The sequence below is a fragment of the Aeromonas sp. S41-2 genome, assembly GCF_027705845.1.
Taxonomy (GTDB): Bacteria; Pseudomonadota; Gammaproteobacteria; order Enterobacterales; family Aeromonadaceae; genus Aeromonas; species Aeromonas hydrophila.
The window spans coordinates 558626-579631 of record NZ_JAPDCG010000002.1 but is presented as its reverse complement, the minus strand read 5'-3'; the positions used below and the strand labels follow the sequence as shown (position 1 = coordinate 579631).

The 21006-nt window shown below is 64.5% G+C and carries 18 protein-coding genes; 3 read left to right on the top strand and 15 right to left on the bottom strand.

All coding sequences use genetic code 11. The features are described 5' to 3' along the window. Positions 1 to 68: 68 nt before the first annotated feature. On the bottom strand, positions 69 to 1361 hold the full coding sequence (locus OKC44_RS07085) for an NAD(P)/FAD-dependent oxidoreductase (RefSeq protein WP_044800224.1): 1293 nt from the start codon (positions 1359 to 1361) through the stop codon (positions 69 to 71). A gap of 78 nt (positions 1362 to 1439) precedes the next feature. Beyond that, positions 1440 to 1979 (bottom strand): alpha/beta hydrolase YcfP, encoded by a 540-nt coding sequence (gene ycfP, locus OKC44_RS07080; protein ID WP_016351064.1) that lies wholly within the window; start codon positions 1977 to 1979, stop codon positions 1440 to 1442. A 469-nt stretch (positions 1980 to 2448) separates the two neighbouring features. Here ycfP and OKC44_RS07075 point away from each other — a divergent pair, with 469 nt between their 5' ends. Then, on the top strand, positions 2449 to 3864 hold the full coding sequence (locus OKC44_RS07075; RefSeq protein WP_270811825.1) for a nucleobase:cation symporter-2 family protein: 1416 nt from the start codon (positions 2449 to 2451) through the stop codon (positions 3862 to 3864). Positions 3865 to 3917: 53 nt separating this feature from the next. Here OKC44_RS07075 and OKC44_RS07070 read toward each other — a convergent pair whose 3' ends face one another. From OKC44_RS07070 to OKC44_RS07060, 3 genes are all read right to left on the bottom strand, one after another. Then, positions 3918 to 5726, bottom strand: coding sequence for a M3 family oligoendopeptidase (locus OKC44_RS07070; RefSeq protein ID WP_270811823.1), 1809 nt, complete (start codon positions 5724 to 5726; stop codon positions 3918 to 3920). A 93-nt stretch (positions 5727 to 5819) separates the two neighbouring features. Continuing rightward, positions 5820 to 7598 (bottom strand): M3 family oligoendopeptidase, encoded by a 1779-nt coding sequence (locus OKC44_RS07065; RefSeq protein ID WP_270811821.1) that lies wholly within the window; start codon positions 7596 to 7598, stop codon positions 5820 to 5822. Between the two features lie 181 nt (positions 7599 to 7779). Further along, positions 7780 to 8697, bottom strand: coding sequence for a DUF808 domain-containing protein (locus tag OKC44_RS07060; protein ID WP_049047786.1), 918 nt, complete (start codon positions 8695 to 8697; stop codon positions 7780 to 7782). A gap of 258 nt (positions 8698 to 8955) precedes the next feature. Here OKC44_RS07060 and OKC44_RS07055 point away from each other — a divergent pair, with 258 nt between their 5' ends. Next, complete coding sequence (locus OKC44_RS07055) at positions 8956 to 9558, top strand: DUF924 family protein (protein ID WP_270811817.1); 603 nt, start codon at positions 8956 to 8958, stop codon at positions 9556 to 9558. 64 nt (positions 9559 to 9622) lie between these two features. Here the strand turns inward: OKC44_RS07055 and secF are convergent, their stop codons facing one another. The 9 genes from secF to hinT form a co-directional block, all read right to left on the bottom strand. Then, entirely contained in the window at positions 9623 to 10537 is a 915-nt protein-coding gene (secF, locus tag OKC44_RS07050; RefSeq protein WP_024944906.1) for a protein translocase subunit SecF, read from the bottom strand. A 112-nt stretch (positions 10538 to 10649) separates the two neighbouring features. Further along, on the bottom strand, positions 10650 to 12452 hold the full coding sequence (gene secD / locus OKC44_RS07045; protein WP_024944905.1) for a protein translocase subunit SecD: 1803 nt from the start codon (positions 12450 to 12452) through the stop codon (positions 10650 to 10652). Positions 12453 to 12599: 147 nt separating this feature from the next. After that, the gene (locus OKC44_RS07040) at positions 12600 to 13106 is read right to left on the bottom strand and encodes a hypothetical protein (RefSeq protein WP_039214529.1); all 507 of its coding nucleotides are present in this window, start codon (positions 13104 to 13106) and stop codon (positions 12600 to 12602) included. A 52-nt stretch (positions 13107 to 13158) separates the two neighbouring features. Beyond that, complete coding sequence (locus tag OKC44_RS07035) at positions 13159 to 14016, bottom strand: DUF6279 family lipoprotein (RefSeq protein WP_043123699.1); 858 nt, start codon at positions 14014 to 14016, stop codon at positions 13159 to 13161. 61 nt (positions 14017 to 14077) lie between these two features. Beyond that, a complete protein-coding gene (locus tag OKC44_RS07030; protein WP_143238993.1) occupies positions 14078 to 14932 on the bottom strand; it encodes a choline kinase family protein in 855 nt (284 codons plus the stop codon). Then, entirely contained in the window at positions 14922 to 15518 is a 597-nt protein-coding gene (lpoB, locus tag OKC44_RS07025) for a penicillin-binding protein activator LpoB (protein ID WP_011706416.1), read from the bottom strand. The genes OKC44_RS07030 and lpoB overlap by 11 nt, the downstream gene beginning before the upstream one ends. Next, positions 15518 to 15916, bottom strand: a complete 399-nt coding sequence (locus tag OKC44_RS07020) for a YcfL family protein (protein ID WP_010633660.1) — start codon at positions 15914 to 15916, stop codon at positions 15518 to 15520. Before OKC44_RS07020 ends, lpoB begins: the two co-directional genes overlap by 1 nt. Before the next feature lie 68 nt (positions 15917 to 15984). Next, positions 15985 to 17406: a COG3014 family protein gene (locus OKC44_RS07015; RefSeq protein WP_164927671.1), complete on the bottom strand. Its 1422-nt coding sequence runs from the start codon at positions 17404 to 17406 to the stop codon at positions 15985 to 15987. Then, positions 17406 to 17756, bottom strand: coding sequence for a purine nucleoside phosphoramidase (hinT, locus tag OKC44_RS07010; RefSeq protein ID WP_010633658.1), 351 nt, complete (start codon positions 17754 to 17756; stop codon positions 17406 to 17408). Before hinT ends, OKC44_RS07015 begins: the two co-directional genes overlap by 1 nt. A 262-nt stretch (positions 17757 to 18018) precedes the next feature. Here hinT and OKC44_RS07005 point away from each other — a divergent pair, with 262 nt between their 5' ends. Continuing rightward, the gene (locus OKC44_RS07005; protein WP_270811807.1) at positions 18019 to 20019 is read left to right on the top strand and encodes a methyl-accepting chemotaxis protein; all 2001 of its coding nucleotides are present in this window, start codon (positions 18019 to 18021) and stop codon (positions 20017 to 20019) included. A gap of 75 nt (positions 20020 to 20094) precedes the next feature. On the opposite strand, the gene OKC44_RS07000 is transcribed toward OKC44_RS07005, so the two are convergent. After that, complete coding sequence (locus OKC44_RS07000; protein WP_060390287.1) at positions 20095 to 20979, bottom strand: 6-carboxytetrahydropterin synthase; 885 nt, start codon at positions 20977 to 20979, stop codon at positions 20095 to 20097. Positions 20980 to 21006: the final 27 nt, after the last annotated feature.

Below are 21006 nucleotides of genomic sequence, written 5' to 3'. Positions count from 1 at the left end.
CTTTTTCATAGTGCGCGTTTCATGGTGCGCGGGAGCATTGCCACCCCGCCACGTTTGCCCCAGGCGGCTTAGTGCAGCTTCAGGGTCGGGCGCAGCACCCGGTTGATGCGGCCCACCAGCATGATGAGGCCGGTTTTGACGTAGCCGTGCAGGGCAATCTGGTGCATCCGGTAGAGCGAGATGTAGACCAGACGGGCGATGTAGCCCTCCACCATCATGGAACCGCGCATCAGGTTGCCCATCAGGCTGCCCACGGTGGAGAAGCGGCTCAGGGACACCAGCGAACCGTGGTCGTGGTAGAGGTAGGGCTTGAGCTCGCCACCGTTCATCTTGGCCAGGATGTTCTTGAACGCCTGGGTCGCCATCTGGTGGGCGGACTGGGCGCGCGGCGGCACGAACTTGCCGTCCGGCTGCGGACAGGCGGCGCAGTCACCGATGACGAAGATGTTCTCGTCGCGGGTGGTCTGCAGGGTCTCTTTCACCACCAGCTGGTTGATGCGGTTGGTCTCAAGACCGGCGATATCCTTCATGAAGTCCGGCGCCTTGATACCGGCCGCCCACACCATCAGGTCCGCTTCAATCAGCTCGCCATCCTTGGTGTGCAGACCTTCGGCTGTCGCTTCGGTGATCATGGTGGCGGTACGCACGTCCACGCCGAGCTTGACCAGCTCCTGGTGGGCAGCGCCGCTGATACGCTCCGGCAGGGCCGGCAGGATGCGGGGGCCCGCTTCCACCAGGGTCACCTTCAGGCTGTCGGTGGTGAGGTTCTTGAAGCCGTAGGCATAAAGCTGCTCGACCGCGTTGTAGAGCTCGGCAGAGAGCTCGACACCGGTGGCTCCGCCGCCGACGATGGCAATCTTCACCTTGTCGCCCGGCTGGTATTCGGTGGCGAACTGCAGGAAGCGGTTCATCATGCTGTTGTGGAAGCGATGCGCCTGGGTGGGGCTGTCCAGGAAGATGCAGTGATCCTTGATGCCCTTGGTGTTGAAGTCGTTGGAGACGGAACCGATGGCCATCACCAGATAGTCGTAGGGCAGCTCGCGCTCGTTGACCACGATGTCGCCGTTATCGTCGACGATCTTCCCCAGCACGATGCGTTTCTCGTCGCGCTTGATGTCGGTCAGGGTACCCAGCTGGAAATCGAAGCCGTGGTTCTTGGCGTGGGACTGGTAGCTCAAGGCGTCGATGCCCGCGTCCATGGAGCCGGTGGCCACTTCGTGCAGCAGGGGTTTCCACAGGTGGGTACGGTTGCGATCAACCAGGGTGATCTTGGCCTTGTTCTTCTTGCCCAGCTTGCGGCCCAGGCTGGTGGCCAGCTCCAGACCGCCGGCACCGCCGCCGACGACAACAATATTGGTCATGGTTAATTACCTCGGTTCCATTAAAGCGAAGGGAGCCATCGGCTCCCTTGATAGTTGAATCCATGACGTGACGATCAATCAGGCTTCTTTGAAAGCCTTCATCTGTTGCAGGTGATGAGAGATGTTCTTGAACTTGTGCGTCTCTCGCTCATCCCACACGATGTTGTAATAATTCTTCAATTCACGCTCAGTTTCGCCATTATCGCGCACTTCATCCTGAACGGAAAGGATGCAGAGGCAATTTCCTGAATTTTTACTACGAAATTCAGACACACATTTGGTGCCGATATCCTCGTACTCTTCCGGTCGGTCGATCTTGCCCTGCATGGTGATTTCGGGGTGCAGGTTGGGGTTGAAGATCACCTGCTTGATGCCGCACAGGAAGCCGATGCGCTCGCTCCAGTACCCACCCAGCCCCACCCCGCAGATGAGGGGTTTGGGATCGGTGCTCATGTCGAGCTGCTTCTTCACTTCCTTGAGCAGGTGGCTCATGTCATGACGGGGGTGAACCGTGCTGTAGTGCACGAAACGCACATCATCATCAATAAACTGCAACTGCAGCACTTTCTCGTGATTGCCCGGGCTGGTGGCATCGAAGCCATGCAGATAGATGATCATGGATAAGACCTCAGGATCTGTGTCGGTTTTATCGAAACTACCCCAGCGGCGGGGCCCTGCGCCACCAAAACATCCTACTTTCTTGCTTTGGATCACGCCCTCGGTTACGGATGAAACCAGACGGCGCGCCGCCGTCCGCTGCCAGCTATCAATCTGAGAGCCCGGCCGACCGAAATGATAACCAGGCTACCAATCTGAAAGCCCGGCCCCATCGACTGGCAAACGATTGTCAGCCATCGGCGCGTGCAAGCGTGATCCCGCCTGCAAAAATACGCATGAACAGGGCCAACAGACACCCATGCCTGCCGGCTGAGCACGGTTCCTGCACTCCTCCTGCGATACCGCGTGAAGGCAACCTTCGCCTGCGCGGCCGGATCCAGGGCGACCCGGACCCCATCCATGAACGGGGCAGCCAGCCTGCCCCATCTTGCCCGGCTCTCGCCGCCGGGTCGCAAGGAGTGATCGGTTCATGAACCAGACCCAGCCCCCCGGGGCGGCCAAGGGCCGCGCCATCGACGAAGTGGAGCGCCTGCTCCCCCCCGGCCAGCTCTTTACCCTCGGCCTGCAGCATGTGCTGGTAATGTATGCCGGCGCCGTGGCGGTGCCGCTAGTCATCGGCGGCAGCCTGGGGCTACCCAAGGATCAAATTTCGTATCTCATCAGTTCGGATCTCTTCTGCTGCGGCATCGTCACCCTGCTGCAGTGCCTTGGCATCGGCCGCTTCGCCGGCATCCGCCTGCCGGTCATCATGTCGGTCACCTTCGCCGCCGTCATGCCCATGCTGGCCATCGGCGCCAACCCGGCGCTGGGGCTCACCGGCATCTTCGGCGCCACCATCGCCGCCGGCATCCTCTCCACCCTGCTGGTGCCCCTCATCGGCCGCTTGATGCCGCTCTTTCCCACCGTGGTGACCGGGGTGGTCATCACCTCCATCGGCATCAGCATCATGCAGGTGGGGATCGACTGGATGGCGGGGGGCAAGGGCAACCCCGAGTACGGCAGCCTGCGCTACATCGGCACCAGCTTTCTGGTGCTGGCCTTCATCCTGCTGGTGACCCGCTTCACCAAGGGTTTTTTCAGCAACATCTCGGTGCTGCTCGGTATCCTGTTCGGCTTCGGGGTGGCCATCGCCATGGGGGAAGTGAGCATGGACGGCCTGAGTGAAGCGGCCTGGTTCGCCCCCATAGTGCCGTTCGCCTTCGGCTGGCCCACCTTCGATCCGATCTCCATCGTCACCCTCACCGTCATCATGCTGATCACCTTCATCGAGTCGATGGGGATGTTTCTGGCGCTCGGCGACATCGTCGGCCACCCGGCCAGCCGGGGCGACATAGTGCGCGGCCTGCGGGTGGATGGCATCGGCACCATCATCGGCGGCATCTTCAACAGCTTCCCCCACACCTCCTTCTCCCAGAACATCGGCCTGGTGAGCGTGACCGGGGTGTCGAGCCGCTGGGTCTGCGTCATGTCGGGGGGGATCCTGCTCGCCTTCGGCCTGGTGCCCAAGATGTCGGTGCTGGTCGCCTCCATTCCCCCCTTCGTGCTGGGGGGCGCCGGTATCGTGATGTTCGGCATGGTGCTGGCCACCGGCATCCGCATCCTGGCCAGGGCCGACTACAACAGCAATCGCCACAACCTCTACATTGTCGCCATCAGCCTAGGCGTCGGCATGATCCCCACCGTCTCCGGCCACTTCTTCCAGCACTTCCCCGCCGCCCTGCAACCGCTGTTTCACAGCGGCATTCTGCTGGCCACCCTCAGCTCGGTAGTGCTCAACCTCTTTTTCAACGGCTACCAGCCGGACCTGCGCCACCAGCCGAGGCCCCTGCTGGTGGGGCCGGTGCGCCCGCCCGCTCAGCCGCAGCCAGGCAAACCCGCCCCATAAAAAAAACCGCCGGGCGGCATGGCTGCCCGGCGGTTTCATTCAGCAAGCCTGTGTTAGCCGCGGGTCTGGGCGAAACGCTCCACCGCCGCTTCCACCAGCGCCAGGCTGCCCTGCCAGAAGGTGCTCTGGCGGATGTCCTGGCCCAGGTGCTTGGCCACCAGATCTTCGGCGCTCATGCGCCCGGTATCGCGCAGCAGGTCGCGATAGGCCTGGGCCACATTCTGTTCCCCCGCCTTCTGGCGATGCATCAGCTGCTGATAGACGCCGAGGCTGAACAGATAGCCGAACAGGTAGGGATAGTTGTAAAAACCCAAGCCCGCGATGGAGAAGTGCGCCTTGGCCGCCCAGAACAGGGGGTGATAACGGCACAGACTCTGCTCGTACCAGCGGCCCCAGGCCTCGTCGGTCAGCGCCTTGAGCCGCGCCGGCGAGACATAGCCCGCCGCCCGCTCCGCCACCAGGGCGCGCTCGAAATCGAAGCGAGCCGGGATATTGACCAGGAAGGTGGCGGCGCCGTCGGCTTCCGCCCAGGCGATGGCCTGCTGCTCTTCGGGAGTCTGCGCCTGCTCGAACAGGGCACTGCGCACCAGGGTCTCGGCGAAGATGGAGGCGGTCTCCGCCAGCGTCATGGGGTAGCTGCGCTGGCTCATGGGCAGATCGCGAATGAGCCAGTTGTGCCAGGCGTGGCCAAGCTCGTGGGCCAGGGTGATGACGTTGTCCATGGTGCCGGCATAGGTGATGAAGACCCGCGGCTCCACCGGCTCGGCAAACTTGGTGCAGTAGGCCCCGGTGCGCCGGTTGGGGGTGGGCTCGGCATCGATCCACCCCTTTTCGGCCATCATGCGGGCAAACTCGCCCATCTCGGGATCAAAACGGGAGAACGCCTCGGCGATGATCTCGATCGCCTCCTCGAACGGGATCTCGCGGCTCACCGCGGCCGGCGGCGGGGCAAACAAATCCTCCGGCCCCAGCTGCTCGATGCCAAGGCGCTCGGCCATCAGCCCCAGCGCCCGCTGACCGAGCCCGCGTGCGCGCCAGGTCTCCTGCATCAGGGTATCCAGGGTCGCCCGCTCGATGTGGCTCTGATGGCAGGAGAGATCGAGCGCATCGAGCTGGCGGCTGCGGCCGCGCTGGCGCGAAAGCTCAAGCCGCCAGCCGTTGATGGCGTTGAGGATGGCGGCCACCGTCTCCTGCTCCCCCTCCCAGCCGGCGCTGATGGCATCGAACGCCTCCCGGCGCAGGGCCCGCTGCGGGCTGGAGAGCAGGTTGCTCGCCTCGGCCAGCCCCATCTCGCGGCCATCGATCACCAGCCGGATCTTGCCCACCAGATCGTTGTAGAGGTTGCCCCAGGCGTGCAAACCATCGGTGCCAAGACCGATCACCAACTGCTCCGCCTCCACCGGCAGGCGTTGATCCTGCAAGCGGCGCTCGTGACGCAGCCGGTACGCCTCCTCCCCCAGCAGGGAGTCGTCCATCAGCTGCTCGAATTCGGGCTCCGGCAGCGCCAGCATCAGATCCTCGACCGGGGCCAGGGTCTTGAACAGATCGGCATTGAGGGCACGGGCACGGGAAGCCAGCTGCTTGGCCTGCTCGTCGCGGGCATCCTGACTGCCCTGACAGGCCGCCAGCACGGCCAGGTTCCAACCGATATTGCGAATGCGCTGGGCCCGCAGCCGCACCTCGCGCAAGAAATCCTGCAGCGCCTGCGCATTGGCCCGCACGGCGCCAAGCCCCTCGAGGAACAGGCCGAGTTCGTCCACACTGGCGCGCGCCAGGGCGAGATCGGCGGCCACCTGCGGGCAGTCGAGGGCGGGATAGATATGCTGGTTTTGCCACTGTTGTGGGTAGATTCGTTGCTGCATCAAATGCTCGTCATCAGGTTGCGGGGCCGAGCCCCTTTGAATGCGCGTGGCGAGCCACAGGGCCCGCCACCAGGATAAAAACCGCCGTGCGGCCTACACCAGCCGCTCGAGGCGGGCGACCGCCTCTTCCACATAATCGAGGCTCTCCTGCCAGAAGGCGGGCTCACGGATGTCGACCCCCAGGTGCTTCTCCACCAGCTCTTCTGCGCTCATGCGGCCGGTGTCGCGCAGCAGCTCCCGATAGGCGTGGACGAACTCGCGCCCCGCCCGCGCCTGCTGGGCATAGAGCCCCAGGCTGAACAGGTAGCCAAACAGATAGGGGTAGTTGTAGAACCCGAGCTCGGCGATGGAAAAGTGGCCCTTGCTGGCCCAGAACAGCTCGTCATATTGACTCAGGGTGTCACCATACCACTGCTGCTGCGCCGATTTCATCATCTGCCGCAGCTGGCCGGCCCCCACGTAGCCCTCCTCCCGCGCCGCCACCAGGGCACGCTCGAAGGTAAAGCGGGCCGGCACGTCGAGCAGCAGGCTGGCGGCCCGCTCCCCGTCCAGCCAGGCGATGGCTCGGCGCTGCTCCATGTTGTCGGTGGCTGCTAACAGGGCATCACGCACCAGCGCCTCGGCAAACAAAGAGGCGGTCTCCGCCAGCGTCTTGGGGTAGTCACGCTGCTCCAGCGGCAACTCCCGCAGCAGCCAGCTGTGCCAGGCGTGCCCCAACTCATGAGCGAGCGTGATGACGTTGTCCAGGGTTCCCTCGAAAGTGAGAAACACCCGCGGCTCGGGCGGATCGGCATACTCGGTGCTGTAGGCACCGCTGCGCCTGTGTTCGCTCGGGGCGGCGTCAATCCAGCCATTGGCCGCCATCATGCGGGCAAAGGCCCCCATCTCGGGGTCAAAGCCGGCGAAGGCGTCGGCCACCAGGGCCAGCGCCTGCTCGAAACTGATAAGGCCGCTCGCCACAGTCGGCGCCGGGGCATAGAGATCCCAGGGGGCGAAGTCGTTGATCTGCTGGGCGCAGGCCATGGCGCGCAGGGCCCGTCGCCCCAGCTCCTTGTGCTCGCCGGCCGCCGTCATCAGGGTCTCCAGGGTCACCCGCTCCAGGTGTCCCTGATGGCAGGAAACGTCGAGCGCATCCCACCTGCGTTCCCTGCCACGCTGGCGGGTCAGCTCGTTGCGCCAGCCGTTGATGGCGTTGAGGATGGCGGCCACCGTCTCCTGCTCCGCCCCCCAGGCAGCCTGGATGGCGTGCCAGGCGGCGGCGCGCCGGGCCCGCTGCGGGTGGGCCAGCAGGTTGTCTGCCTGCGCCAGCCCCATGGGCTGCCCCTCCACCACCGGCCTGAGCCTTCCTACCAGGTTGTCGTAGAGATCCCCCCACCCCTGCAGGCCATCCACGCCCAGCCCCGCGATCAGCTGCTCGCTCTCGAGCGACAACCACTGATCCTGCTGGCGCCGGTCGTGGCGAATGGCGTAGGCGAGCTCGAACAGCTCGGGATCCTGCAGCAGGGCGCGCACCAGCTCCTCGGGAGCGCGCACCCAGAACAGGGTCACCGGCTTGCAAAGCTGGGCCAGGCTCGCCTGCAGTTGCTGGCCACGGGAGAGCAGCACCCTGGCCGCCTCGTCGCGCCCATCCCGGCTGAGCCGGTTGTAGCCGTAGGTCTGGCAGTTCCACTCCAGCCGGCGCACCTCGCGCCAGCAGGCCAGGATGGCCCGAAGCAGATGGCGCAAGGCATTGATGTCGTTGGTCTTGGGCAGTTCATCCAGCAGGGGTGGCAGGCGGTTAAGGGCCTCGCGGGCTCGCTGGAAATCGGCGTCGATCGCCGGGCAGTCGGGGGCGGCATAGATGTGATCATCCAGCCAAACGGGTGGTTTCATGACGTTCCTTGTCTGTTTGCGTCCATGTGGGCTGACCCCGCCTCTGTGAGCGGGTGTCTGCCGGATAGTACGAAGGGGGCAGGCCCTTGCCTAGCCCCCATCCGAGGCAACAGACGAGACAGTCTCTGACGGAATGGCCCTCATCGCAGGGATATGCCCCGCGACGGTCAGCCCGCCGCCACTATTTGGCGGGCTTGAGCTTGCTCACCAGGGTCATGGCCAGCACCAGTACCAACCCGGCCACCACACCGGCCACGGCGTTGAGCAGGGTCGGCGTCACCAGCGCGAGGGCGGCGCCGACCGCAGGCAGAGTAGCCACGGCGGTGGCGGCCCCTTCAATCAGGTGATGCACAAAAGGCCAGCCGTGCACCAGGATGCCGCCCCCCACCATGAACATGGCGATGGTGCCGACCAGTGCCAGCAGGTGCATCAGCCGCGGCGCCGTCACCAGCAGCCCCTGCCCCACCGCCCGGCGCAAGGCACTGCCATCGGGCTTTTGCAGCAGGTGCAGGCCGATGTCGTCCAGCTTGACGATGAGCCCCACCAGACCGTAGACCCCCACCGTCATCAGCAGGGCGATGCCCGCCACCACCGACAGCTGCAGCGCCAGGCTCGCCCCCTGTACGGTGCCAAGGGCGATGACGATGATCTCGGCCGACAGAATAAAGTCGGTGCGAATGGCCCCCTTTATCTTCTGCTGTTCAAACGCCACCAGATCATCGGGAACGGGGGCGGTGTGCGCCTCCCCCTCGCTCGCCTCGTGGGGCAGAAACTTGTGGGCCAGCTTCTCGGCCCCCTCGAAGCAGAGGTAGGCGCCCCCCAGCATCAGGAGCGGCGTGATGAGCCAGGGTACCAGGGCACTGATGGCGATGGCGGCAGGCACCAGGATCAGCTTGTTGCGAAACGACCCCTTGGCCACCGCCCACACCACCGGCAGCTCCCGCTCGGCGCGCACCCCGGAGACCTGCTCGGCATTGAGAGCCAGATCGTCCCCCAGCACCCCGGCGGTCTTCTTCGCCGCCATCTTGGTCATCAGCGCCACGTCGTCGAGCACGCTGGCAATATCGTCGAGCAGGGCCAACAAACTGGTTCCGGCCATATCAGAGAATCCTTATGTCAGTAGAAGAGAGCCTCCCGCAGCACACCACGCCCTTGTTGGCCACATCATCAGCGCCACACCATCGAGTACATTGGCAATGTCATCCGACAGAACCGACCAACCGGTTCCGGCCGAAGGGGGATCCCTATTGCGGGAAAAGATGGCACAGTGTAACGAGAAGCCGCCCGTTCGGCAGCAACCACATCAGGGTCATTTGGCCTTGATTCATCCGGTGCCCGCAGGCCCAAGGAGTATTCCATGCAACCCTGGCAACCGCTGCTCACATTCTGGTTTGGTGAAGAGACCGACGACGTCACCCGCGCCAAACGCCAAGCGCCCCTTTGGTGGGGCAAAAACAGCGACACCGACGCCCTGCTCGCCAGCCGCTTCGGTGAGCTGGCTGCGGCAGCCGCCGCCGGCGAGCTCGCCCACTGGGCCGATTCGGCCGAGGGCCGGCTGGCCCTGATCCTGCTGCTGGACCAGCTGCCGCGCAACATCCACCGCGGCACCCCCGCCGCCTTTGCCCAGGATGCCAAGGCGCGGGATCTCTGCCTCAAGGGGCTCTCGCTGGGGGCGGATCTGGCGCTGCCCTCGCTGGGACGGGTCTTTTTCTACCTGCCGCTGGAGCACGCCGAATCCCGCGAGCAACAGGCCAGAAGCGTGACCCTGTTCGAGGGGCTGGCGGCCGAGCAGGCAGACGGCCCGGCGCGGGAGACCTTCGCCGGCTTTGCCGACTTTGCCCGCCGCCATCAGGTGATCGTCGAGCGTTTTGGCCGCTTCCCCCACCGCAACGCCATCCTGGGCCGCCAGGACACCGCCGAGGAGGCCGCCTTCTTGCTGCAACCGGGCTCGGGCTTTTGAGCCTCATTTCAGCTGCGCATAAAAAAACGGGCCCGAAGGCCCGTTTTGCATGGGAATGGCGGGGTCATGCCGCCTCCGCCAGCTCCTCTTCTTTTTTCTGATAAGCCTGCGGCGAGAGGCCCAGCAGCTCCTGCACGGTGGAGGCCACCGTGATGGAGGAGATGGTGCCCACCAGGATGCCGGCGAACAGGGTGAAGGAGAAACCGTAGAGGGCATCGCCACCGAACAGCAGCAGAGCTCCCACCGTGAACAGGGTGGTGCCCGAGGTGATCATGGTGCGGCTGAAGGTGGCCTTGATGGCCACGTCAGAGCAGTCGTGGATCCCCATCTGGGTGCGCGAGCTGAGCAAGTCCCGCAAGCGGTCGGAGATGACGATGCTGTCGTTGAGGGAGTAGCCGATCACCGCCATCAGGCCGGCGATGACGTTGAGATCGAACTCGATGTTGAACAGCGCCAGCAGCCCCAGTGCCACCAGACCGTCGTGCAGCACCGACACCAGGATGCCGATGGCTTGGCGCCACTCGAAACGCACTGCCAGGTAGGCGGAGATGGCCAGCGAGGCCACCAGCACCGCCAGCATCCCCTGCTGGAACAGCTCGGCGCCCACCTGGGGGCCGACGATGGTGGTGCGCAGCAGCTCCACCGGCAGGTTGAGCTGCTGACCCAGCATCACCGCCAGCTCCTCGGCCGCCCAGGGCAGCTCGTGGGGCGGCAGCTTGATCAGCCACTCGCCGGGCACGCCGGCGCCGTGCAGCTCAACCACGCCCGCCAGGGGGGCCGTCAACAGGGCGTTGAGCTCATGGGCCTCCTTCAGGGTCTGGATGCGAAACTCCAGCAGGATGCCGCCGGTAAAGTCGAGACCGAGGGAGAGGCCGTTGATGGCGAGCACCGCGATGCTCGCCACGGTCAGCAGCACGGAGGCCCACAGGCCGATGTAACGCCAGCGAGTCAGCCCCATGGCAATGATCATTCTCAGCATTGTTGTTCCCTCGACAGCAGATGGCTCTGGCTTCCCGCAGGGAAGCGCGTGACGCGGGCGCGGAGCAGGCTCGAACGCGCGGCGCGATGACACAGGTGGTGGTCAGTCATGGTCACACCCTCAGCAGCTTGGCGCTGCTCTTGCCCCACAGGGGATTGATGATGGCGCGCGTGCCCCAGATGCCGGTCACCATGCTGGAGATGAGGCCCAGGATCAGGGTGATGGAGAAGCCCTGCAGCGGCCCGGAACCGATGGCATAGAGCACCACGGCGCAGATGAGCGTGGTGATGTTGGCATCGAAGATGGTGCGAAACGCCGAGCGGTACCCAAAGTCGATGGCGTTGGCCAACGAACCCCCTTCCCGCAGCCGGTCCTTGATCCGCTCAAAGATCAGCACGTGGGTATCCACCGCCATGCCGACGGTGAGCACCAGACCGGCGATCCCCGGCAGGGTCAGCACCGCGCCCGGCAGCACCGCCAGCATCCCCACCTGCATCAGCAGGTTGGCGATGAGCGCGGTGATGGCGACCCAGCCGAACTTGCGATACCAGGCCATCATGAACAGCATCATGCCGGCCATGCCGAACGCCAATGCGGTGAAACCCGCCTCGATGTTCTGCAGACCCAGGGTCGGGCCTATGCTGCGCTCTTCCAGGATCTTGAGGGGCGCGGTGAGGGCGCCGGCGCGCAGCAGCATGGCCAGCTCCTGGGCTTCCGGCAGGCTACCGATCCCGGTGATGCGGAACTGGTTGCCAAGGGCGGTCTGGATGGTGGCGACGTTGATCACCTCGCTCCTCGCCCGCAGCTTGCCTTCGGCATTGGTCTTGTACTCGGTAAAGACGGTGGCCATCGGCTTGCCCACGTTCTGGCGGCTGAACTGGTTCATCTTGCTGCCACCCAGGCTGTCGAGCACGATGTTGACCTGGGGTTGCCCCATCTCGCCCATGTTGGCGCGGGCATCGACGATGTGCTCGCCGGTCAGCACCGGCTTGCGGGCCAGCCCGACCGCCTGGCCGTTGCGATCCGCCATGAAGAAGCGGCTGTCGGCCTGGGCTTCGTAGAAGGCCAGCGAGGCGGTGGCCCCGATCACCTCTTTCGCCTGCTTGGGATTGTGCACCCCGGGCAGCTCGATGCGGATGCCGTCCTGACCCTGGCGCTGTACCGAGGCCTCGACGATGCCGAGCTCGTTGATCCGCTTTTTCAGGATCGACAGGTTCTGGGTCACCGCGTTGTTGGCCAGCAGGGTACGCTCGGCCTCGCTCATCACCAGCCGCAGCTCGTTGCCGCTGCGCTTGAGGGTCCACTGATCCTGCCGGGTGCCGGCGGAATCCTTGATGATGGTGAGCCAGGGCGCCTGATCGGCCACCTCAGGCAAAATCACCCTCACCTCCCCCTCGCTCACCCGGGCCACGTTGGCGCCGCGCAGGCGCGCCTCGCGAAACTGGGTGCGCAGCATGTCCACCAGGTTTTTGGTCTGGTTGTCGACCACAAAGCTCAGATCGACCCCGATCAACAGCTGGGAGCCGCCGCGCAGATCCAGTCCGAGCTTGATGGGGGCGGCGCCGAGCTGGCTGATCCAGCCCGGGGCGTTGGAGTAGAACTCCAGGGTCAGCGCCGAGCTGTCATAGCCCTGCTGCTCCAGCAGCTGCTTGGCGCGCTGCTGTTCGGCCTGGCTGGCAAACACCAGCTCGACCCGCTCGCCCTGTTGCACCTGTTTGAGTGGCTCGATGCGGTTGTCGGCCAGCAGGGTACGCTGCGCCTCGGTCAGGCTGGTCTGGCCGTGCAGACCGAGGGAGGGCTGCTCACCGAAGAAGGTGGGCAGGGAGTAAAACGCAAAGGTGAACAGCATGAGCAGCAGCAGGGCGTACTGCCACATGTTCATGCGGTTCAAGGTGATACGACTCTTTTTTCTCATGAAATCAGCCTCTGTCAGGAGAAGGCTGCGCACTCGCCACGCAGGCGGCACGCAAGAAAATACGAATGAGACAGCGGCCCGTTCACGCGCGGTGAGCAGGCAGCAGGAGGCGATGAGGTGGTGCGAAAGGACCGGACCCCATCGGGGTCAGGCGAGGTAACTCTGACAGAAACGGTATTGCAGGTGCTGACGTTGCAACCGGTGCCGATGGATGGTGGCAAACCGATCGCGGAAACTGTGTCTGCGATAGAAGAGGGCGGCATAGAACAGCAGGCCGCACAGCAGCAGCAGGATCGCCTGCTGGGACCAGCTCATGATCAGCTGGTACACCACGTTGCCGGGCTGATGATCGCTGCGCAGGGAGTGTTCGAGCCGCAGCAGGTGATTCTGGTGGGAGCTGACGAACTTGACGACCCCGTCGTCGCTGTCGCTGGCACTGTGGATCACCTGGCCGCCATCGGTCGGTGCCACCGTATCCCCCATCAGCTGTACCTGCTGGGTCGACTGCTGGGCTGCGGGCAGCTTGAACCCCTCCACCGAGAGGGTAGAGAACAACAGAGCGAGGGTGATGAGCAGGGTCATCAGCGCCAGTTTCACTTTGTCGGTCAGGCTCAAAAAGTTAATTCCCGCATAATAGAAAGGGCAAACTACCACAGGGGCCCCGCCAGAACAAGGGCATGGGGGCCGGCCGGCCCTCTTGGCACCATTATCCCTCCGACATCTGCCTGAAATCGCGGGCATAGCCCTTGAGCAGGCTGTAGAGGTGGGCACGCTGGGAGATGTCCAGCGACTGGCTGAGATCGCTCAGCCAGTTGACGGTGCGCTGGCGCGACTGATCGGTGTAGCCGGTGAAGCGGCCATCCATCAGGCCGTCCCCCTGTTGCAGCAGGGCGGTGAGCTGAGCGCCGAAGTCCTGGCTCTGGCGCTGCTTCATCAGCCGGTCCAGTTCCTTGGTCCAGGCGGTCTGGAACTCAAGCCAGGGGGCCTGCAGCTCGTACTGCCACTGGGCCCACTGGGCCACCAGCGGGGCCTGGGCCGGTTTCACCTCGCCAATCCAGAACACCAGCCGCTCGTTCATCTTGTCGCGAAACTCCTTGAGCATCTCCTCCCTGGGCTTGTCGGCAAACTCCTTTTCCCGTTCCGCCTGGCGGGTGAGCCTGTCCTTCATGAACATGGCCACCTGCGCCTCGGTCAGGGTGCGCGCCAGCCGCACCGCCCGCGGTACCGTGTTCTCCAGGGTACGGGTCAGGCTCTGCTGGGCCGCATCCAGATGGCGGGAGACCTGGGCCGGGGTCATGGGGCTCGCCACCGCCTTGGCCAGCGCATCGAGATCGTCGGCATAACGGGGCACCTCGCGCTGGCGGTGCCAGGCCATCAGCCCCTTCACTTCGTTGTCCAGCAAGCGCTTCTGGCTGCGATCCAGCGAGAAGTAGTCGTCCAGCTGCCAGACGATGGCCACGTCGAGCCAGTAATAGACGACCCGGGTGGAGCAGCCGGCCAGCAGCAGACAGAGCAGCAGCAGACTCCAGCTACTGGGCTTGCGCCAGGAAAAGGTGGTCACCATGCAAGGCTCCAATGTTGATGAAACAGGGTTGACGCAACGGATGATTCATAATGCCTGATGCCTACTCCAGCCGCTGCCGGTTGAGATCGATCAGCGCCTGGTAGTCGGGCCCCGGCTGCTGCTCGGCCATCAGCAGCGCCCACAGCAGCCCTATGTAATCGACCCAGGGCAAAAAGGCCCGGCTCTGAAAGCCGCGCGGGCCGACCGGCCCCCCTGCCCGCTCGCAGTAGGTCTGCTCCAGTGCCTCGCGCTGGGCATCCTGCCAGCCGTGGGTGCGCTGGATGCTGGCCACCTCGAAACCGGGATGCCCGGCGGCGCCATACTCCCAGTCGATGACCCAGGGCCGGCTCCCCAACAAATTAGCCGGATTGAGATCATGATGGCAAGGGAGCCAGCAATCGGCGGGCTCGCGGCTGGCCAGCAGCCCCCGCTCCAGCGCCGGCAGCCAGGCCGGCACCCGGGCCAGCCTGGCACGATAGCCGGCGCTGTGGGCCCGCACCGCCATCACCACGCTCGGCACCGGCAACCGGTGCAGCCGCGTCAGCACCCCGGCCAGCAGCACTGGCTGCAACGCAGCCGGGGGCGGCGCCGCCAGCCAGTTCGGCTCGTCGCACCAGTCCAGCAGCATCAGGCCGGTGGCGGGATCGCTGTGATGGCAGGGCAAGGCCAGCCCCTGTCCCACGGCCCCCTGATAGAGCTGCCATTCGGTGGCCCGATCGATGCCAAGGCGCACCGGATCGGGGTGGCCCTGGCGCAAAAAGTGACTGCGCCCCGAGGGGAGGCGCAGTCGATAGTTGCAGTTGGTCAGGCCGCTGGCCAATGGCGCCAGCCGGCCCGAGCGCCAGGGCGGCGGCAGGCGGGCCAGCAGGGCCCGCTCGGCGGCCGCCAGAGAGGCCTCGCTCGACTTACCAGCCAAAGGTGGACTTCTTGGCCTGCTTGCGGATCTCTTTCTGGTCTGCCCACAGCAGCTCGCCGTTTTGCAGATCCATCAGGTTCATGGTCATCTGGTAGTAGACATCCTTCACCTTGCCGTTGTCCTTGACGATGCTGGCGAGGTTGCCATAGACCATGTAGCGGGCGCCGGTCTGCTTGCCAAGGCGCACCATGGAGGCAGGATCCACCATGCCGCTGCTCTGCTGGTATTCGAGCTGCTGCTTGACCGCCGCCACCTTGCTCATGTCGACGAAGCGGAACTTGCCGGCGCGCAGCAGCTTGGTACGGATGCTGTCGGTGATGGCCTCGGTGTCGATGTGCTCGGAGGTCTTGTTGCGGATGGAGTCCATGAACATCACCGGACGGCCGCCGGCGGTGATCTCGCTGGTGGCTGGCGACGCCAGCATGGAATCCGCCATCTTGTCGGCGATGGCCTGCAGATCGCTGGAACCGTAATCGACGGTCACCGTCTCGGTTTCGGTCGGATCGCCATAGCTGACGGTGGTGCTGGAGCAGCCGCCCAGCAGCAGGGCGCCAGTCAGGATCAGCAGGGCATGATTCATTTTCATCAGTAGGATTCCTCAATCACTTCGCGTACGTAAATCCGGTAGCCCCGGGCGGCCGGGCTCGGCGCCAGGGCAGACAGGGTACGGGTCTGATAGCCGTGCAGCTTGAGCGGCGTCCAGCCGCGGCCATCGCTGGCCACCTCCTGCCCCGCCTCATCATACCAATAGAACAGGTATTGCAGCTTGTTGTCACCGCGCTGGGTGCTGGCCGCCGCCACATTGACCTGCAACAGGCCGTTTTGTTCGCGCCGGCTGAGCTCGGTCAGGGTGACATTGACGTTTTGATGCTGCTCCGCCACTGGCGCGGCGCCCGCCGCCCCATAGAGCGCCACGCCGGAGGTATTGGTGGCGCAGCCTGCCAGCAGCAGAACCAGGCCCAGAGCCAACCCGTGTGCTTTCATCTTGCTCTCCTTGCCGGCGACCCCGAGGGGCCCGACCGGTCACTCATGTGTATTGCCATCGTTCGCCGTCACAGCGGCATCACCCGGGTCGTCAACCCAGCGCCGAGCCGCTGCACCCACACCAGGGTGGTGCGTCCCTGGTGGATGGTGAGCGGCAATTGCCGCTGGGCAGCACCAGCCCCCAGGGTAAGGTTCACGTCACCCGCAGGCAGCATCCCCTGCCAGCTCGCAGCCTGCGCCGGCAACGTCAGCCAGCTGCGGGTGTCAGCCCGCTCCGAGAGGGTATTGAAGATGCCGACCAGAATGTTGCCCACATCGCCCCCCTCCTTGGCCGCGGTGCGCCGCACCTGCTCCTTGGCCACCAGCCGCAGCGCCTGGCGGGTCAGCATGCCGGGCAGCCGCTCCTGCAGATCTTTGGCCGCCAGCGCCTCCAGCCTGACTAGCTCGCTGGTCTGCTCGACCCGCTTGCCCACCGATACCGTGAGCGGCCCAGTGTCGCTGGCCCGATTATCGTAATAGGGGATAGCGACGGTAAAGGTGCGAAAATCGCCGCCGGAGGTGGCGATGGGCAGCGGCAGAAACAGCTCGCGCCGTGCCGGGATCAGCCCATCTTCAAACAGCACCACCAGCTGGCCCTGATCCTTGGCCAAGGGCGGCGCCTTGCGACCCACCTTTTTCTCGGTTTCGCGGATCTCGTCCGCGGCGCCACGCAGCACAGCCAGACGCAGCAAGGCATCCTGCAGGCTGCGGTTGTCCGGCGCTATCTGGTAACCGCGCTGATAGTCGACCCAGGCATCGTTGAGATCGCCGGCCGCCTCATAGAGCACGCCGGAGAAATAGAAGGTGTAGGCGTTCTGAAAACCGTTCTTGACCCGCCCGATCAGCCGGTCGAGCTCGGGGGCGCCGCGCGACATCAGCTGGCGCATCTCCCCTTCGGCCTCGGCCTCTTCGCTCTTTTGCTTTGCCTTGCGCACCTCGTCGGCCCGCCGTTTGAGGGCCTGCTCCTGCACCTGGTTGGCGCGGCGCACCTCCACCAGAGCGCCCTCGGCATCCCCGCGCTGCAGGTAGTTGAGAGCCAGATAGTGGTGCAGCATGGTGCGCTCGTAATCGGGCGCCCGGTAAACCATGGTCTGGTCGTTGGTGAGCAGGCTGCCCGCCTGGGCCAGCCCCTGGCTGACCCGGTACTCGGCCTGATTGTCTTCCCACGCCAGCCGGCTGTCGGCGGCGGCAAAGGCCTGCTTGCTGGCGGCATCCTGACTCGCCAGCCAGGCGATGCGCCCCTGCTCGAGCCGGTCCAGCACATAGGTATCGTCCCCCGGCGTGGAGTCGCGCACCTCGGGCAGCGCCTCGGCGGCATGACCCAGCAACAGCTGGTTGCGCAGCGGCACCATCTGATCGGAATAGGAGACGAACATGTCTTGCCAGTGGGAGGCACAGCCCCCCAGCAGGGAACCGGCCAGCAGCAGACCGGCCAGAGGAAGGCGCGGCATCACAGGCTGAGCAGGGGTCCCAGCGGCTGGCCACCGACCAGATGCAGGTGGATGTGGTAGACCTCCTGCCCGCCGTGGCGGTTGCAGTTCATGATGAGACGATAGCCATCCTCGGCAATGCCTGCCTCGCTGGCCAGCTTGCGGGCGACGGTGAACATCCGGCCCAGCGCCAGCTCGTGATCCGGCTCCACGTCGTTGACGGTGGGGATCAGCACGTTGGGGATGATCAGGATATGGGTCTTGGCCTTGGGCTGGATGTCGCGAAAGGCGGTCACCAGGTCGTCTTGATAAAGGATGTCGGCGGGGATCTCTTTGCGGATGATTTTGCTGAAAATGGTTTCTTGCGCCATGGATAACTCCTTTATATGAAAAAGAAAATTCAATGCCTGTCTCAAGCGGTTCCAACGCCCGTCATCGAGGCCCGGCAAGTGTGACACAAGCCGACATTTGACACAGCCGTTGTCCCATTCTCTTCAGTTATTGTTAAAAATACCGATAGTCGGAAGACGTCTGCCGACGTTGCTCGCCCACAGTGGTAGCAGGGTATCAAATGGACGGGGTATTCAGGCAAGGGACTTTTGCATATACAGCGGGACAATAATGAAACAAACAATGTCAGACCTCTCCATCTTGCAGAGGGTCTATCTTGGCTTTGCCATCCTGGTGGCCGTGATGGCGGCCACCTCGGTACTCACCTTCCGCAGCCAGAGCGAGCTCAATCAGGCGCTGGATCAGGTCACCCGGCAGACCATGCCGCTGGTGATCGCCAGCAGCCAGACCCAGATCAGCCTGCTCAGCGCCAACAAGTGGCTCACCGACGTGCTGACCGAGCAGGATCTCAAGCAGATCCCGGCCGAAGTGGCCGAGCTGCAGCAGGCCAAGGCGCTGGTCGACCAGACCCTCGCCACCCTCGCCCGGCAGGCGGCGGAACACCCGGAGCTGCAGGGGGAGCTCGGCGCGCTCAACCAGCTGGTCAAGGACTACCTGCAACTGACCGACACCCTGCCCACCGAACACCAGGCCCTGCTCACCCGGCTCTACAAGGTGAACCAGGCCAAGGGCCAGTTCCAGGTCAGCCTGCCCCAGTTCAAGAAGAACCTGGGAGACATGATGATCACCATCGACGACAGCTTCATCAAGATGCTCTCCGAGACCCTGACCACCAAGCTCTCCGCCATTGAACTCTCCACCATGGATGCCCTCAACCAGAGCATCCCCGCCCCCATCGAGGCGGCGCTCAAGCGCAACAAGATGCAGATCGAGGGCTTCAACAGCACCATCAAGGACCTGCAGGGCGAGCTCAAGGATTTTGACAACAACATGGGCCACTACGTGCACGGCTTCGTGCGCGACACCACCGCCAGCGACGGCGTGCTGGCCCAGTACCTGGCGCTGATGCAGCAGCAGGAGCGGATGCGCGAGCAGAGCAAGCAGGCCAGCAAGCTCATCGTCAACATCCAGAGCAAGCTCGAGCAGATCACCGCCCAGAGCCAGCAGCTGATGAACAACAGCATCCGCGCCTCCGGCAAGGTACAGACCCAGAGCACCCTCACCCAGGGGGTGGCGCTGGTCATCGCCATCACCATCGCCATCCTGGTGGCCTACACCCTCGGCAAGGCCATTCGCCGTCCGCTCAAGGAGCTGCTGCGGGTGCTGACCGAGGTGACCCAGGGCGACATGACCCAGCGCATCGGTTTTCGCAGCAACAACGAGTTCGGCAGGCTCGGCAGCCAGGTCAACCTGCTGATCGAGCAGATGGGCGAAGTACTGAGCCAGCTCTCCCAGGCGTCGGCCCAGCTCAACAACGCCGCCCACGACAACCGCCACACCACCGAATCGGTGCGGGCAGATCTGGAGAAACAACGCCAGGAGACCGCCTCGGTCGCCGCCGCCATGACCCAGATGGAGGCCTCGGTGCGCGAGGTGGCCCAGGCCGCCAACCAGACCCTGGAGCGGGTGATGGACGTGGAGAAAGCCTCCGAGACCGGCCGCAAGGTGATGGCTGGCAACATCACCACCACCCACCAGCTGGCGGGCAAGCTGCAGCAGACCGGCAGGGTGATTGGCGACGTCAGTGCCATGAGCGGCCAGATCGGCAACATCCTCGACGTCATTCGCGGCATCGCCGAGCAGACCAACCTGCTGGCCCTCAATGCGGCCATCGAAGCGGCCCGGGCCGGCGAGCAAGGACGCGGCTTTGCGGTGGTGGCCGACGAGGTGCGTAGCCTGGCCGGACGCACCGCCCAGTCCACCAGCGAAATCCAGACCATGATCGAGAACCTGCAGCAGGGGGTCGCCAAGGCGGTCACCGTGATGCAGGAGTGCTCGCGCGAGATGGACAGCTGCATGGATCAGAGCTCCCACGCCAACAACGCCATGGAGGAGGTACAGGGCATAGTGGTGCTCATCAGCGACATGTCGAGCCAGATCGCCTCTGCCGCCGAGCAGCAGCAGGCCACCAGCGCCGACATCGCCACCAACCTCAACCGCATCTCCGACATCTCGGATCTCAACTATCAGGGCATAGAGCGGGTGGCCGAGACCAGCCAGCAGCTCGACTCGCTGGCCGAGCAGCAGGAGAGCCTGGTCAAGCGTTTCCGGCTCAGCGCCTGACGCCCACGCCAGCCCCGGCAACGACAAGGCCCCGCAGATGCGGGGCCTTGTTTTTTACTGGCAAGCGGCGCGGGATCAGGCGTAGGCGATGGCGCCCTTGCCCACCCCTTCATAGGCGACAATCTTGATGAACTTGTCGCCCACGCTCTTCTTCACCTCGCGGGCGATGTAGTGGGCCAGCAGCTCGATGGTGGTGTCGGTGTCGATCATCTCCACCTCCGCCGCCGGCATGGCCAGCTGGAACAGCCCTTGCGGCGCCACATACTTGAAGCCGACATAGTGTTCGCCAGCCTCTTGCAGGATGACCTTGGCCTGCTCGCTCAACGCGAGATCGCCGAGGGCCACCCGATCCTCGTCGGTCCCCAGGTAGATGTCGGCCCAGCGCTCGGCCCAGTTGAGCTCAAGCTCCTGGTCGCGCTCGCCGTCCACGTGGATCTCGATGGGAGAGCGGTGGCCGTGGGCGATGCGCTGGCAGTTGCCGTCGTGCTTCTTGAGGCCGTGGCTGTAGTGATAGAAGGCGCCGTCGATGGCCTCCTGGCGCAGGGTCAGCGACAGATCCTTGATGTTGCCCGGCAGCCGTTTTGCCAGCACCGCCAGCAGATAGCGGGTGACGGACTCCTTGTCCACCTGGGGGGCCGGAATGAAGGCAAAGCCCTGGCTCGGGCAGCGCAGATGAATGGAGCGACCCGGCCGCAGCAGATCGACGGTGCTCTCGTCACCGTCCAGCTGGGCCACCTGCACCAGGGGGCACTCGGTTGGCACCAGCAGCTTGTGATCTACCTCGTCGTCGATGATCGACTTGATCAGTTTCTTGACCCGGCCGAAGTCCAGCAACATGCTCATCTCGTTGAGCTCGCCGCTCATTTCGATGTCCACCAGCCAGCTCTCCCCCACCATACCGCGGCGTTCGCACAGGTAGCTGGAGTCGATCACGGTCAAATCTTTTACAAATAACTTCATCAGTCAGGCCTTGCTACAGAGAAATGG

What these genes read in the sequence shown, in the direction of transcription:
- OKC44_RS07085 (WP_044800224.1), bottom strand. Translation starts at nt 1,361, where the DNA reads ATGACCAATATTGTTGTCGTCGGCGGCGGTGCCGGCGGTCTGGAGCTG.
- ycfP (WP_016351064.1), bottom strand. Translation starts at nt 1,979, where the DNA reads ATGATCATCTATCTGCATGGCTTCGATGCCACCAGCCCGGGCAATCAC.
- OKC44_RS07075 (WP_270811825.1), top strand. Translation starts at nt 2,449, where the DNA reads ATGAACCAGACCCAGCCCCCCGGGGCGGCCAAGGGCCGCGCCATCGAC.
- OKC44_RS07070 (WP_270811823.1), bottom strand. Translation starts at nt 5,726, where the DNA reads ATGCAGCAACGAATCTACCCACAACAGTGGCAAAACCAGCATATCTAT.
- OKC44_RS07065 (WP_270811821.1), bottom strand. Translation starts at nt 7,598, where the DNA reads ATGAAACCACCCGTTTGGCTGGATGATCACATCTATGCCGCCCCCGAC.
- OKC44_RS07060 (WP_049047786.1), bottom strand. Translation starts at nt 8,697, where the DNA reads ATGGCCGGAACCAGTTTGTTGGCCCTGCTCGACGATATTGCCAGCGTG.
- OKC44_RS07055 (WP_270811817.1), top strand. Translation starts at nt 8,956, where the DNA reads ATGCAACCCTGGCAACCGCTGCTCACATTCTGGTTTGGTGAAGAGACC.
- secF (WP_024944906.1), bottom strand. Translation starts at nt 10,537, where the DNA reads ATGCTGAGAATGATCATTGCCATGGGGCTGACTCGCTGGCGTTACATC.
- secD (WP_024944905.1), bottom strand. Translation starts at nt 12,452, where the DNA reads ATGAGAAAAAAGAGTCGTATCACCTTGAACCGCATGAACATGTGGCAG.
- OKC44_RS07035 (WP_043123699.1), bottom strand. Translation starts at nt 14,016, where the DNA reads ATGGTGACCACCTTTTCCTGGCGCAAGCCCAGTAGCTGGAGTCTGCTG.
- lpoB (WP_011706416.1), bottom strand. Translation starts at nt 15,518, where the DNA reads ATGAAAATGAATCATGCCCTGCTGATCCTGACTGGCGCCCTGCTGCTG.
- OKC44_RS07020 (WP_010633660.1), bottom strand. Translation starts at nt 15,916, where the DNA reads ATGAAAGCACACGGGTTGGCTCTGGGCCTGGTTCTGCTGCTGGCAGGC.
- OKC44_RS07015 (WP_164927671.1), bottom strand. Translation starts at nt 17,406, where the DNA reads ATGCCGCGCCTTCCTCTGGCCGGTCTGCTGCTGGCCGGTTCCCTGCTG.
- hinT (WP_010633658.1), bottom strand. Translation starts at nt 17,756, where the DNA reads ATGGCGCAAGAAACCATTTTCAGCAAAATCATCCGCAAAGAGATCCCC.
- OKC44_RS07005 (WP_270811807.1), top strand. Translation starts at nt 18,019, where the DNA reads ATGTCAGACCTCTCCATCTTGCAGAGGGTCTATCTTGGCTTTGCCATC.
- OKC44_RS07000 (WP_060390287.1), bottom strand. Translation starts at nt 20,979, where the DNA reads ATGAAGTTATTTGTAAAAGATTTGACCGTGATCGACTCCAGCTACCTG.